The 13,714-nt window shown below is 42.7% G+C and carries 11 protein-coding genes; all 11 read left to right on the top strand.

Annotated features, from left to right (window positions below):
- Positions 1 to 68 precede the first annotated feature (68 nt).
- The 11 genes from AC2T15_RS03870 to AC2T15_RS03920 all read left to right on the top strand — a co-directional run bounded on the left by AC2T15_RS03870 (position 69) and on the right by AC2T15_RS03920 (position 13,714).
- Positions 69 to 821, top strand: a complete 753-nt coding sequence (locus AC2T15_RS03870; protein ID WP_486778785.1) for a tyrosine-protein phosphatase — start codon at positions 69 to 71, stop codon at positions 819 to 821.
- Complete coding sequence (locus AC2T15_RS03875) at positions 821 to 1,570, top strand: hypothetical protein (protein ID WP_486778786.1); 750 nt, start codon at positions 821 to 823, stop codon at positions 1,568 to 1,570. Before AC2T15_RS03870 ends, AC2T15_RS03875 begins: the two co-directional genes overlap by 1 nt.
- A complete protein-coding gene (locus AC2T15_RS03880; RefSeq protein WP_486778787.1) occupies positions 1,567 to 2,940 on the top strand; it encodes an O-antigen ligase family protein in 1,374 nt (457 codons plus the stop codon). Before AC2T15_RS03875 ends, AC2T15_RS03880 begins: the two co-directional genes overlap by 4 nt.
- A 61-nt stretch (positions 2,941 to 3,001) precedes the next feature.
- Positions 3,002 to 4,279 carry a Vi polysaccharide biosynthesis UDP-N-acetylglucosamine C-6 dehydrogenase TviB gene (tviB, locus tag AC2T15_RS03885; RefSeq protein ID WP_486778788.1) on the top strand — a complete coding sequence of 426 codons (1,278 nt, stop codon included), beginning with the start codon at positions 3,002 to 3,004 and terminating at the stop codon, positions 4,277 to 4,279.
- A gap of 77 nt (positions 4,280 to 4,356) precedes the next feature.
- The gene (locus tag AC2T15_RS03890; RefSeq protein ID WP_486778789.1) at positions 4,357 to 5,403 is read left to right on the top strand and encodes an NAD-dependent epimerase/dehydratase family protein; all 1,047 of its coding nucleotides are present in this window, start codon (positions 4,357 to 4,359) and stop codon (positions 5,401 to 5,403) included.
- Between the two features lie 68 nt (positions 5,404 to 5,471).
- Complete coding sequence (locus AC2T15_RS03895; RefSeq protein ID WP_486778790.1) at positions 5,472 to 6,800, top strand: oligosaccharide flippase family protein; 1,329 nt, start codon at positions 5,472 to 5,474, stop codon at positions 6,798 to 6,800.
- Complete coding sequence (locus AC2T15_RS03900; RefSeq protein ID WP_486778791.1) at positions 6,797 to 7,990, top strand: polysaccharide pyruvyl transferase family protein; 1,194 nt, start codon at positions 6,797 to 6,799, stop codon at positions 7,988 to 7,990. The genes AC2T15_RS03895 and AC2T15_RS03900 overlap by 4 nt, the downstream gene beginning before the upstream one ends.
- A 199-nt stretch (positions 7,991 to 8,189) precedes the next feature.
- On the top strand, positions 8,190 to 9,284 hold the full coding sequence (locus AC2T15_RS03905) for a glycosyltransferase (RefSeq protein ID WP_486778792.1): 1,095 nt from the start codon (positions 8,190 to 8,192) through the stop codon (positions 9,282 to 9,284).
- A 92-nt stretch (positions 9,285 to 9,376) separates the two neighbouring features.
- A complete protein-coding gene (locus AC2T15_RS03910; RefSeq protein WP_486778793.1) occupies positions 9,377 to 10,498 on the top strand; it encodes a glycosyltransferase family 4 protein in 1,122 nt (373 codons plus the stop codon).
- A 59-nt stretch (positions 10,499 to 10,557) separates the two neighbouring features.
- On the top strand, positions 10,558 to 12,510 hold the full coding sequence (gene asnB, locus AC2T15_RS03915) for an asparagine synthase (glutamine-hydrolyzing) (RefSeq protein WP_486778794.1): 1,953 nt from the start codon (positions 10,558 to 10,560) through the stop codon (positions 12,508 to 12,510).
- Positions 12,511 to 12,535: 25 nt separating this feature from the next.
- Positions 12,536 to 13,714, top strand: coding sequence for a hypothetical protein (locus AC2T15_RS03920; RefSeq protein ID WP_486778795.1), 1,179 nt, complete (start codon positions 12,536 to 12,538; stop codon positions 13,712 to 13,714).

The following is a 13,714-nucleotide window of genomic DNA, read 5'->3' on the forward strand; positions in this document are numbered from 1 at the left end:
GGCTCGCGGGTTAGCAGGGAAGCTAACTTAAATTTAGGGTGCCTAAGGCACGTTGCGGGTAAAGCCACGTGATTGATTTACACAGCCATTTGTTACCAGGTATTGATGATGGTGCGCCAGATCTAGCCACTGCTTTGCAGTTGGCTAAGGTTGCATTAGCAGATGGCATTACCCATATGGTCTGTACTCCACATATTCATCCAGGGCGGTATGACAATACCCCACAAACTATTGAGCAAGCATTGGCAGAGCTGCGTGCCGGCTTAGCCGAGCAACAGTTAGCGTTGCAGGTGAGTGCCGCAGCGGAAGTGCGTTTTGGCATGGAGCTTATGCTAGCGGTTAAGCAGCAACAGATTCCTTTTTTAGGGCTATGGCAGCAGCGCCCAGTCTTACTGTTAGAATTTCCCCATGGTGAGTTACCCTTTGGCGCCGAGCGCTTAACCCAATGGTTATTGCAACAGGGTATTCAGCCCATGATTGCCCATCCCGAACGTAATAAAGCGTTACTGCGTGATCCAAGCAAAATCAAACCCTTGGTGCAGCAAGGTTGTTTATTTCAAGTAACAGCGGGCTCTGTAGCGGGGCGGTTTGGCCAGCCTGCCCAAGACCTAGCCGAGCGCTTTTTAAGCGAAGGTTTGGTAACGATTTTAGCCAGTGATGCCCATAACCTAGAGCATCGTCCACCGGTGTTATCTGAAGGTTTAGCCGCCGCTAGTGCACTGCTGGGCGAGGCCGAAGCCTATAAACTGGTGCAGGATAATCCTTGGCAACTGGCGCAGTCTAAGTTTGCCGCCTCTACCGCTACAGGCAGTGCAGGCTAATGGCACTCACTGGCACTTACAGCAAATCGCGTCGCCGCTCATCTGAGTTAAGCCCTAGGCAGCGGCTGTTATTGGCTGGGCTGATAGCCTGTTTAGCCTTGGGCAGTTTGTGGTTGGGCGGGCGTTTGCTGGTCTCGGCCTTTAAGAGCTATCAAGCCAATCGTTTTTTAACCAGTTGGGAGCAGCAACGGCAAATCCCCAGTGAGCAAGCATGGCAGGTGGGCTTAGCCGCGGCCGAGCAGGCTAAGGCTTGGTATCCTGGGGCTAATGGTCAGCTTGAAGAGCAGTTGGGTTATTTTTGGCAGTGGCGCGCCCAGCAGTTAAGCACTCAGCATCAGCAAGTGGCGCAACTTGCCGCCCAGCAGCAAGCCATTAGCCAGTTTCGCCAAGCCACGCAGTTACGCCCCCAGTGGCCGTTTGCTTGGGTGGGTTTGGCTTATGCCAAGTTAGTAGCCAATGAATTAGATGCCGAATTTAGCCATGCGCTTAGTTTGGCCCAAGTCTATGGGCCTGAGCGCAATCCGATTAATGCCCGGGTGGCGGAAATTGGTTTAATTGCTTGGGATCATCTAACCGCTGCTGATCAAGGGTTAGTCTTACGCAGTATGCATAAAACCCATGCCTATGGGCCCAGTAGTCGTAAACGTTTATTTACCTTAGCCAGCGAGTTACAGCGCTTGCCTTGGTTATGTCGCCAGTTAGCTGATCAGCGTGCTCCGTGCCCAGCAGCTAAGGAGCCACAAGCATGAGCCGTACTTCGGGATTACTTGAGCGCAGTTTAGTAGCCGGTGTTTTAGGCTTGCTGCTGTGGTTGCCGTTACCTTGGGGCAGTAACCGTTTGTGGTCGATGGCATTGTTGCTGATTGCCGTGGCTGGCTTAAGCATCGGTTTTGCTTGGGGCCTGTGGCGTGGCCAATGGCGTGCCAGTCGTGCGTTGCTGGCGGCTTTACCTTGGTTTGGGGTGTTGCTGTTAGTGCAGTTATGGGTCGCGTTGCAGTTAAGTTTGGGGTTAACCGCTGATGCAGGGCGCACTGTGTTGTATTTGGGCTTAGGGCTGGCCTATAGCCTGTTGTTTTTGTTGGTGGTTGGTTTATTTGCCGAGCGTAAGCGCTTAAATAGTTTGCTGGCTGTATTAGTGGTCAGTGGCATTGCTCAGGCATTTTATGGTGCTTTTATGGCGCTGTCTGGTATCGAGTGGTCGTTTTTAGGGATCACCCAGGTGAGCAAAGGGGTAGCCACGGGTACCTTTGTTAACCGTAACCATTTTGCCGGTTATTTAGAGTTAACCCTAGGCTGTGGCATTGGTTTGTTAATGGCGCTGCGCAGTAACGAGCGTTTTAGTTGGGCCAATTTTATTGAGTTAATTATGGGGCCGAAGGCGCGCTTGCGTTTAGCCTTGGTGATTATGGTGATTGCCTTGGTGATGAGTCGCTCGCGAGGGGGCAACTCGGCGTTTTTTATTGCGTTGCTGGCGGTGGGTGCTTTGTTTGTGATCCGCACTAAGCAAAACCGTAAGCGTAATATTTTGATTTTGCTCAGTATTATTCTGATCGATACCTTGGTGGTGAGTCAGTATTTTGGCCTTGAGCGGTTAAAAGATCGCATTGTTAGTACCCGTTTAGTGGATCAAGTCGCCACCAATAGCCGCGGTGAGGTGGAGGTTATTCAGCAGGCCAATGAGATTCGAGGCCAGGTGTTTAGTGATGCGCTGCCGTTGGCCCAAGACAAGCTGCTGTTGGGGCAGGGAGCCGGTAGTTTTGAGTCGGTATTTTCCCAGTACAGCAGTGCGGCGGTGCGTTTGCATTTTGATCATTTGCATAATGATTATTTGCAGTTTGTGATTGAGTACGGCGCAGTGGCTACAGGTTTGTTGGCTTTATTTGTGCTGGGTTGTTTGTGGTTTGGGCTGCGGGCGTTGTGGCAGTCGCGCTCAGAGTATCGGGCGGGTTTGGCGTTGGGTGTGTGTATGGGCTTGGTGTCTTTGCTGATTCATAGTTTAAGTGATTTTAATCTGCAAATTCCGGCCAATGCGGCCACCTTTGTGGTGCTCTGTGCTTTGGCGATCTTAGCTAAAGAACATAGCCATAAACAGCGGCATCACGCGGTAATTGATCAGTAACAAGCTGCTTGCGACAGGTTGTTAAGTTTAGGTAAGTAAGGCCAAGGGGCCAGGGGAAAATATGTTGACACTAGCAACCGTTAAGTTAGCCGTGATCGGCTTAGGCTATGTTGGGTTACCACTTGCGGTAGAGTTTGGTAAAAAACGTTCGGTAGTGGGCTTTGATATTAATCAGCCACGAATTGATGCCTTGGTAGCTGGGCATGATGCCACCTTAGAGGTGAGTGACGAAGAGCTGGCCCAAGCTCATTTGCTTAGCTATACCGCTAATTTAGAAGATTTACGTCAGTGCAATGTATTTATTGTAACGGTGCCAACCCCAATTAATGAGCACAAACAGCCAGATTTAACGCCGTTAATTAAAGCCTCGGAAACCATTGGTAAGGTGTTGAAAAAAGGCGATATCGTAATTTACGAATCAACGGTCTATCCAGGTGCCACTGAAGATGATTGCGTGCCGGTATTGGAGCGCGTTTCTGGCCTAACATTTAATCAAGACTTTTACGCCGGCTACAGCCCCGAGCGGATTAACCCAGGCGATAAAGAGCACCGCGTCACCAACATTAAAAAGGTAACTGCCGGTTCTACCCCTGAAGTGGCTGACTTGGTGGATGCGTTGTATAACGAAATTATTACCGTGGGCACCCACAAAGCCAGCAGCATTAAAGTGGCCGAAGCAGCCAAGGTCATTGAAAACACCCAGCGCGATGTGAACATTGCGCTAATTAATGAGCTGGCGATTATCTTTAATAAGTTAGGGATTGATACCGAGGCGGTATTGCAAGCAGCCGGTACTAAATGGAACTTCTTACCGTTTCGTCCAGGCTTAGTTGGCGGCCACTGTATTGGTGTGGATCCCTATTACTTAACCCATAAAGCGCAAAGCATTGGTTATCAGCCCGAAATTATTTTATCGGGCCGTCGTTTAAATGATGGCATGGGTGCCTATGTGGTTGGTCAGTTGGTGAAAGCCATGCTGAAAAAGCGCATCCATGTGCAGGGCGCGCGAATTTTAATCATGGGTTTAACCTTTAAAGAAAACTGCCCAGATTTACGCAATACCCGAGTGGTAGATATTGTTAAAGAGTTAAATGACTACGGCATTCAGGTGGATGTGTTTGACCCTTGGGTAAACCCAGAAGAAGCCCAGCGCGAGTACGGTATTTCGCCAGTAGCTAGCCCAGAGCAGGGTGCCTATGATGCGATGGTGTTAGCCGTAAGCCATGCTGAGTTTAAGCAAATGGGCGCGGCGGCTATTCGTGCCTTAGGTAAGCCTGAGCATATTTTATATGACCTTAAATATTTGCTAGCAGCAGATGAGGCGGATTTACGCCTGTAATTACAGCTAATGCCCCCTTGCTTGGTTGCCTGTGTCTGGGTAACCAAGCGTTGATTCACTGAGTATTGGATAACGACATGACAATTAACGCTTCATCTACTAGCGCTTATGCCCAGTTACAAGTAACGCTTAAGCAGGCACCTAAAACCTGGTTGGTGACTGGGGTAGCGGGTTTTATTGGTTCTAACCTGTTAGAAACCTTGCTTAAGCTCGATCAAACCGTGGTTGGTTTAGATAACTTTGCTACCGGACATCAGCATAATTTAGATGAGGTGCAGGGATTAGTCTCGGCCGAGCAGTGGGCGCGTTTTTCTTTTATTGAAGGGGATATTCGTAATCTAGCCGATTGCCAGCAGGCCTGTGCTGGGGTGGATTATGTGTTGCACCAAGCGGCTTTGGGTTCGGTGCCGCGCTCAATTAATGATCCTATTTTAACCAACAGTGCCAATATCACCGGTTTTTTAAATATGTTGGTGGCCGCGCGCGATGCCAAGGTGCAAAGCTTTACCTATGCCGCCAGTAGTTCAACCTATGGTGATCATCCGGCGTTGCCTAAGGTAGAAGCCAATATTGGTAATCCGTTATCGCCTTATGCGGTCACTAAGTATGTAAATGAGCTGTATGCCGATGTGTTTGCTCGCACTTATGGCTTTAATTGCATTGGGCTGCGTTATTTTAATGTGTTTGGCCAACGGCAAGATCCTAATGGTGCTTATGCGGCGGTGATTCCTAAGTGGACGGCGGCGATGATTCAGGGCGAGCCGGTGCTGATTAACGGTGATGGCGAAACCAGCCGTGATTTTTGTTTTATTGAAAATACTGTGCAGGCTAACTTATTAGCCGCAACTACGGATAATCCTGCAGCTAAAAATCAGGTGTATAACGTGGCGGTGGGCGATCGCACAACATTAAACCAACTGTTTGAAGCCATTCAAATAGCACTAAAAGACAATGGCGTGGATTACAAAGAAACACCGACTTACCGTGAGTTTAGAGCAGGTGATGTGCGCCATTCACAGGCGGATGTGACAAAGATTAGTACGCTGCTGGGCTATAAGCCTGAGTTTGTTATTAAAGACGGGATTGCCCAAGCGATGCCTTGGTATGTCAAGTTTTTAGGTTAATAGCCAAGTCAAATCGATAGCTAAGCCTAAATTAATAATCATAATCATAATCATAATCTGAACTGAAAATGAAAATGAAACTACAAAGCATATTGAGTTCGCGTCTATTTAAGACGCTTGCAGGCACATTTGTTGTGCGTGTATTAAGTGTAGGTGCTACTTTCTTATGCTCTGTTTTATTGGCTAGAACTCTGGGGAGTGAGAACTTTGGAGTGTATTCATATGTGCTTGCTTTAGTAAGCATTTTGGCTATGCCAGCTCAAGCTGGAATGCCAACTTTAGTTTTAAGAGAAACTGCAAAAGCAAAAGCATTAAAAGACTGGGCGCGAATGAAGGGAATCTGGCTGTGGAGTGGCTCTACAATTATCGCGATATCATTATGCATATACATTGCAGCTTTGGTTTTAAAAAACACTTTATTTTTCGATGCTTGGGGTACTAGCACTACTCAGATATTTACCTTAGGGCTTTTAATGTCCCTATTAGTTGCAATGGGTAATGTTCGTGGTGCTGCATTAAGAGGGCTTGGGTTTGTTATCCAAGGGCAGCTACCAGAAGAGCTTGTAAAGCCACTATTGTTTGCTGTTTTAATTTTTATAACTATTATCTTAGATGTTAATATTTTCCCTGCATCTGCGATGGCATTGAACCTAGTTTCTGCAATTATAGCCTTTGTTGTAGGTACTTGGTTAGTATTGAAAGTTAAACCAAAAGAGTTTAAATCAGTAAAAGCAATTACTCATACGCGAACTTGGCTTATAACATTGATGCCACTTGCCATGATGACTGGAATGCAAACTTTAAGCGGACAAATTGATATTTTAATGCTTGGCGCATTAGCTACGGTTAGTGATGTTGGTATATATAAAGTTGTTGTATCTGGTGCTGCGCTAACAGTATTTGGCTTGCAAGTCGTTAGCATAGTTATTTCGCCTAGACTAGTGACTGCTTTCGCAAAAAAAGACCGGTTAGAGATTCAACGACTTGCTTCTATCGGCTCGCTGGTTAGTTTTTTGCTGACTTTACCAGTGGTTTTTATTTTCGGATTTGGTGGCACTGAAATACTTGGATTTATATTTGGAGATGAGTTCTCTGGTGGTCACCAAGCACTATTTATTATAACAATTGGACAAGCAATAAGTGCTTTTTTTGGATCATCCATCTCTATTTTAACTATGTCTGGTAATGAGAAATATGTAATAAAAGGAATGACTATATCGGTTTTTGTAAACGTAGGATTGAATTTGTTTTTGATACCTATGTTAGGACTTAGTGGTGCTGCGTTAAGCACCTCAATATCTATAGTGGTTTGGAATTTATACTTATGGTTTGCAGTTCGGACTCAAGCAGGAGTCGATAGTACATTTATTAAACTTTTTTTGAGAAAGTACCTATGAGTAGAAAGAAAATTATTGTTGCGGGGGAGGTGTTTAGCACTAATCTTGGTGACTACGCTATATTTGATAGTTTAAGTACTATTTTGAAAACTCAGGGTATTGATGTGATACCGCTTGACCTTTCTCTTAGAAAAGGGTGGTCTAGTAGCGCTAAGATAGAACCTCATGATAAAAAAAACTGGAAAAGAATACTTCCAAAACAGATTAAGTATAATTCCTTTTTCCAATATTTAGTTTCTAGAACTTTATGGCATTTGTCTCTTAAAAATAAATCAGAAAAATATTGGGAGAAGCTGATCAGTGAAGCTGATGGCATCATTATAGGGGGAGGGCAACTACTTACTGAAAGCTCGGCTAGTTTTTATTTAAAGCTTGATATTCTTTTAAAAGTTATTCAACAAAATAAAAAGCCATTATCAATAATTGGTTGTGGTGTTGGTAGTAATATCAATAATAATAATTTAGAAATATATAAGAAAGTTCTGACTGAAGCTAAGTATATCTCTCTGCGGGACTATGAGTCATTAAGGAAAGTAAATGCCTATTTTGACTCTGAGTTTAAAATTGATGTCTACCCTGATTTGGCGTTTGCATTAGATAATCATATATCTGTAAGTAATTTTAATAAAAAAAGAGCTGTGTGTGGATTTAACGTTATGCCTCTATCTGTATTTAAAAAACATGCTCCTAGTCTCGGTGATATTAGTGAAATTGATTATCTTGTTTTTTGGAAGAAATTGGCGCGTGGAGCTGTAGATTCTGGGATGCAAGTTGTAATTATGACTAATGGTGCTTTAAGCGATGACAGGCAGGCTCGAGTTGTATACCAAGCACTTAAAGATGATGGGGTCAATGCTTTTTTATTCGACAGACCTAGAGAGCCGGCTGATTTATATCGCCAGATAGAGAAGGTAGATTATTTGGTTGCAATGCGTATGCACGCAGGCATTGTTGGACAAGCTTTCGGACGAAGTGTAGCGACAATCATATGGGATGATAAAATACCTGATGTTTGGGATGTTGTCGGCGGGAAAGAAGCTACTCTTGATTGCAGTATATTAAAAAGTGATCATCCTTGGGATAAAATAAAGTTGTCTTTTAATAAGTCTGCATCTGTTTATAAAGAACGAGCGGAATTGCGTAGAAAAATTAATGATGGCGTGAGTGATTGCTTGAAATCACTCACGTAGTACATAATTTGCTTTATGAACAATTGTTTGTTTTTTTAGATATTTAATTAAAGTGGTTCATCAACTTGCATGCTAAGAACTCTTTTATTGTGAGTGATTTTTTAATGTAGGCGACTCGAATATTTTATTTTATTAAATGTGATGTGATAATTTTAATTTTAGTTATTTGACTTGGATTGTTTATCCGGTGGAGTCTTTTTTGAAAAAAATAGCTATTTATATACCATCAATGCTTGGTGGTGGTGCAGAAAAGGTTATGCTGCTTTTGGCTAACGGGATGGCTGCGCGAGGAATAAAGGTTGATTTAGTTTTAGCAAAGGCTATTGGTCCTTATTTGAAAGAGCTTTCGCCAGCAGTACGTGTTGTAGATCTTGGTGTGAAACGTGCTGCAACAAGCCTCTTTCCTCTAGTAAGGTATTTGCGTAGAGAGCGACCGCAAGCACTGCTTTCAGCGCTTAACCATGCAAACATTATTGCTGCACTAGCTAAAAAATTATCTAACGTAAATTTCCAGCTAGTATGGAGTGTGCATAATGATATTTCTAGAGCGCGCGATGGGTCTGAATTGCTTCGTGGAAGGGCTACGTTGCCATTGCTGCGCCTGCTTTCAGCGAGTGCTGATGGTGTTGTAGCCGTATCTCAAGGTGTTGCTGATGGATTTGTAGACTATGTTGGTCTACCTAAGTCTTCTGTCAGTGTTGTTTATAACCCAGTTGATGCTGAAAAAGTACGCGAGTTAGCGAGTGAATCAACGAATTATTCGTGGCTTCAGTCTGAAGGGGAGCCAGTACTCATAAGTGTCGGTCGGTTGGTGTCACAAAAGGATTTTTCTTGCCTTATAAAAGCGTTTGCAATACTTCGAGAGTCTCGTGAAGCGAGATTGATCATTCTTGGCGAAGGGCCTTTGCGAGGAGATATTGAGCTTGAAGTTAGAGCACTTGGATTGCAGGGGAAAGTTTTTCTTCCTGGGTTTTTGGAAAACCCATTTGGAGTAATGCATCAAGCTGATCTATTCGTACTGTCTTCTGCATCAGAAGGCTTTGGTAATGTGCTTGTTGAAGCTATGGCATGTGGTATCCCAGTCGTATCTACAGATTGTCCCTTTGGGCCTTCTGAAATACTCGAAAAGGGTAAATGGGGAAGTTTAGTACCTGTTGGCGATGCTGAAGCGCTTGCCCATGCAATGTCCTCAGCGTTAGATAGTGTTGAGCACCCTGATGTAAAAACTAGAGCTTCTGATTTTAATATAAATCAAGCTGTAGATGGTTATCTAAAACTAATGTTACTTGATTAGTTGATTTCATATGATGGTTAAAACTATTTTTATATATGAATATAAGTGGTTTTTCTATTTTAATTATATACATCATAAGGGAATTTAAATTAATGAGAGTTGCTCATATTATTATTGGGCTTGGCATTGGCGGTGCAGAGTTAATGCTTAAGCGCTTAGTTGAAGGGCTGAATAGTAAAGATGGTATGCATCACTCAGTTATTTCATTAACTGACCTAGGACCTGTTGGGCAACAATTATTGGATAATGGAATTCATGTCACATCTTTAGGTATGAAAAATGCTTTGAGCTTGCCAGTCACTTTTTTCAAATTACGTCGTGAGTTAAAGAAGCAAAAGCCAGATATTGTACAAACATGGATGTACCATGCTGATTTTTTAGGTGGGTTAGCCGCTAAGTCATTAGGTATTCAGAATATTATTTGGGGTATTCGCACAACTGACGTTACCCAAGGCAGTTCTAGGCTTACAGTTATTTTGCGTAAGTTATGTGCTTGGCTTTCTTATTCGGTACCTAAGGTAATTATTTGTGCGGCTGATGCAGGGCGCAAGGAGCATGAAAAGGTAGGTTATGACTCTAAAAAAATGCGAGTGATTCCTAATGGATTTGATCCAAATTATTTAAAAAGTAGTCCTGATAAAGTAGATAAATTACGAAATGAGAATGGCTTACAAAACAAGCACATTGTGATTGGTTCTGTTGGCCGATTTAATATAGAGAAAAACCAAGAGTTATTTGTTAAAGCGGCTGCTTTGATAGCAGAAAATCATGATAGATTACGCTTTATGATAGTTGGGCGCGATAATAACTTTGAAAATTTAAAGTTAGTTAGCTGGATTAAACAGTATAAATTACAAGATCGCTTTATTTTATTAGGTGAACGTTCGGATGTCCCTATTTGTTTGTCGGCTATGGATATTTTTTGTTTGCATTCAAATACAGAAGGCTTTCCTAATGTATTAGGTGAGGCAATGGCGATGGGTATCCCTTGCGTATCAACAGATGTGGGTGATGCAAGGTTATTATTAAACTCTTATGGTTGGGTTGTGGATAGTAGCGCAGAAGCCATCGCTAACCAAATCAATAAACTTTTACAGCTGGATTTTGATCAGTTAAAAAATATTTCTGAATTAGCTCAGGAGCATCTTTATGAGAATTACTCTATATTAAGTATTCTTGATAATTATAAGGAAATTTATAGGGAGCTGAATTGATTTTTTATTTTTAATTTCTTGCGCGCTAAAATATTTTTAATAGTTAGGGGCATTTTGTAATGTGCGGTCTTATTGGTTTTAATCAGAATGGTTGTAATTCAGCCTCAATTGCTTCTGATATGTGCAAGGTAATTAGTCATCGCGGTCCAGATAGTGCTGGAGTTTGGATTGAGGATGATAGCTCTGTTGTTTTAGGGCATGTAAGGCTATCTATTTTAGAACTTTCTGAAGCCGGGAATCAGCCGATGATTTCCGAATGTGGCCGGTACGTACTTGTTTTAAATGGTGAGATTTATAATCATCAATCCTTACGTAAACAGCTTGCCGAGTCTGGCTTGGTAATAAACTGGCGCGGACATTCTGACACTGAAACTTTACTGGCTTGCTTTGTTGCATGGGGTATCGAAAAAACCTTGCAAGCAACAATAGGTATGTTTGCAATTGCTGTGTGGGATAAGCAAGAGCAAATGTTAACGCTGGCTCGCGACCGCATGGGTGAGAAGCCACTGTACTGGGGTTGGTCTAACGATTTATTGATTTTTGCATCTGAACTTAAATCTATAAAAGCCCATCCTGAGTTTGAGGCAGTCATTGATCGTGATGCGTTGACTTTATTATTACGCCACTGCTATATCCCTGCGCCTTATAGCATTTATAAAGGCATTCAAAAGCTGATGCCCGGCCATATACTGCAAATCCCCTTACAAGGCGACTTGAGCCAATCTAAGGCTGCCGCTTCTAAGCCTTATTGGTCTTTAAATAAGGTGGTTGAGCAGGGCTTGGCTAATCCCTTTGTTGGTAGCCCAGAAGCTGCAGTTGATGCTTTAGAGGAGCAGCTTAAGAAGAGTGTTGCTGATCAAATGCTCGCTGATGTGCCCCTAGGTGCATTTTTGAGTGGTGGGGTAGACAGCTCAACAATTGTTGCTTTAATGCAAGCACAATCTGATATGCCTGTGCGTACATTTACTTTGGGCTTTAATGAGCCTGGCTATAATGAAGCGGAGCATGCAAAGGCAGTTGCTAAGCATCTTGGTACAGCACATACAGAACTTTATGTACAACCAGATGATGCTTTATCTGTCATTCCTAATTTAGCCAACATGTATTGCGAGCCTTTTGCAGATAGCTCGCAGATTCCCACTTTTCTAGTCAGTCAGTTAGCTAAACAACATGTTTCTGTTGCGTTGAGTGGTGATGCAGGTGATGAGCTATTCGGCGGTTATAATCGTTACATTGCAGCTCAAAAAGTTTGGGGGGCTGTACAGAAAATGCCAAGTTTTATACGGCATTTAGCAGCGGGAGGATTACGTTCTTTATCACCAAACAGTTGGGATAAGTTGTTTGAATTTGCCAAACCCATTCTACCTAAAAAGCTTCAGCTATCTATACCTGGTGAAAAAGCTCGTAAACTTTCAGAAGTGTTAACACTGTCTAGCGGAGAAGCTTTTTATAGACAGCTCACAAGTCACTGGACAGACCCAGCTAGCGTTGTGATTAATGGCCAAGAACCCATTACACTTCTCACAGATCCTTCTGCTTGGCCAAAAACTGACTGTTTAGAGCATGCAATGATGGCAATGGATGCTCAGACTTACATGTCCGATGATATTTTGGTTAAGGTTGACCGGGCTGCAATGGCTAGCAGCTTAGAAACCCGCACACCTATGTTGGATCACCGTGTTGTCGAGTTGGCGTGGAAAATGCCTCTTGAATATAAAATCCGTAATGGACAAGGCAAGTGGGTATTAAGACAAGTTTTATATAAATATGTGCCAAAAGATTTAATTGAAAGACCTAAGGCCGGTTTCGGCATTCCGTTAGCAAGTTGGCTGCGCGGGCCTTTACGGGAATGGGCTGAAGCTTTGCTCGATGAAAAACGTTTAAGGCAAGAAGGATATTTTCATCCGGCACCAATTCGAAAGCTATGGCTTGAACATTTAAGTGGAAAGAAAAACTGGCAGTATCATCTTTGGAATATATTGATGTTTCAAGCGTGGTTAGAAAACCAGTAATTTATTCTTAATAAGAAGTGATTTTATGTTTGAAAACAACTGGTCAATAATTAGTGCTTTTATAGTTTTTAGTATTGGTTCTTTAATTTTAACTCAATTAGGCAATGCTTTTAGGTTGACTAAAAAGCGTAGTCTAACTATTTATATATGGCATTCTATTTTTTGCATAATTTATTTGCTCTATGCGAATAAGTTTGGTGCTGATGCGATTGTTTACTATCAAAAAGCCCTAGTAGGGCGATTTGACTTTACTTTTGGAACCGCTGTTGTAGATGGATTGACTAGCTTACTCGTTCATGGTTTAGGTTTTGGAATATTAAGTTGTTTTTTGTTCTTCAATATTTTTGGATCTATAGGGCTGCTTGCTTTTGATGGTTCTTTGCAGCAAGCAGTAAAGAATAAATCTAAGTTTTTAAAACGTTTAGCGACGCTTATAGTTTTTTTGCCTTCAGTTAGCTTTTGGTCTTCCGCAATTGGCAAGGATGCTATTTCATTCTTGGCTATGGGCTTAGCCATGTGGGCTGCTTTGCAGCTAAATAAGCGAGTCTGGTTGATGGTGCTTGCTGTTTTTATCATGCTTACAGTTCGCCCGCATATGGCTGGCATGATAGTTGTTGCCTTGGCTGCTTCGATTATGTTTGACCCTAAAACGAGTCTTGTTAAACGATTTTTACTGGGCTGTATTGCATTAGTGGGAGCCGCAGTGATGGTGCCTTTTGCACTACAGTATGCAGGAGTTTCAGATCCAAGCAGTGCAGAAGCTTTAATGGAATATGTTGAAACTAGGCAATCTTATAATATGGATGGTGGCGGTGGTGTAGATATTGCCAGTATGAGTTTGCCTATGCAGCTGTTTACTTATATGTTTCGACCTATTATTTTTGAGGCACGTTCAATAACCGCTATGGCAGCAGCTCTAGATAACTTAATACTTTTGTATTTGTTTATTATGGGTGGCTATGCGCTTATTAAGAAAAAAGCTAAAAGCTTTACTGAAAACCGAAAGTTTATGTGGGTATATGTTGGCTTAGCATGGTTGGTATTAGCCATGACTACAGCTAACTTAGGTATTGCAGTACGTCAAAAATGGATGTTCGCACCTATATTAATTTTCTTGCTTATTTCTTTGATCGGTAAAGATAAGAACAAGGTACAATTAACGGCTGCATCACACCAGGTAGCGCTACGGCCTAGGATTAAGTGA

It is taken from the genome of Thiopseudomonas sp. SA1F2-1K (assembly GCF_057443035.1).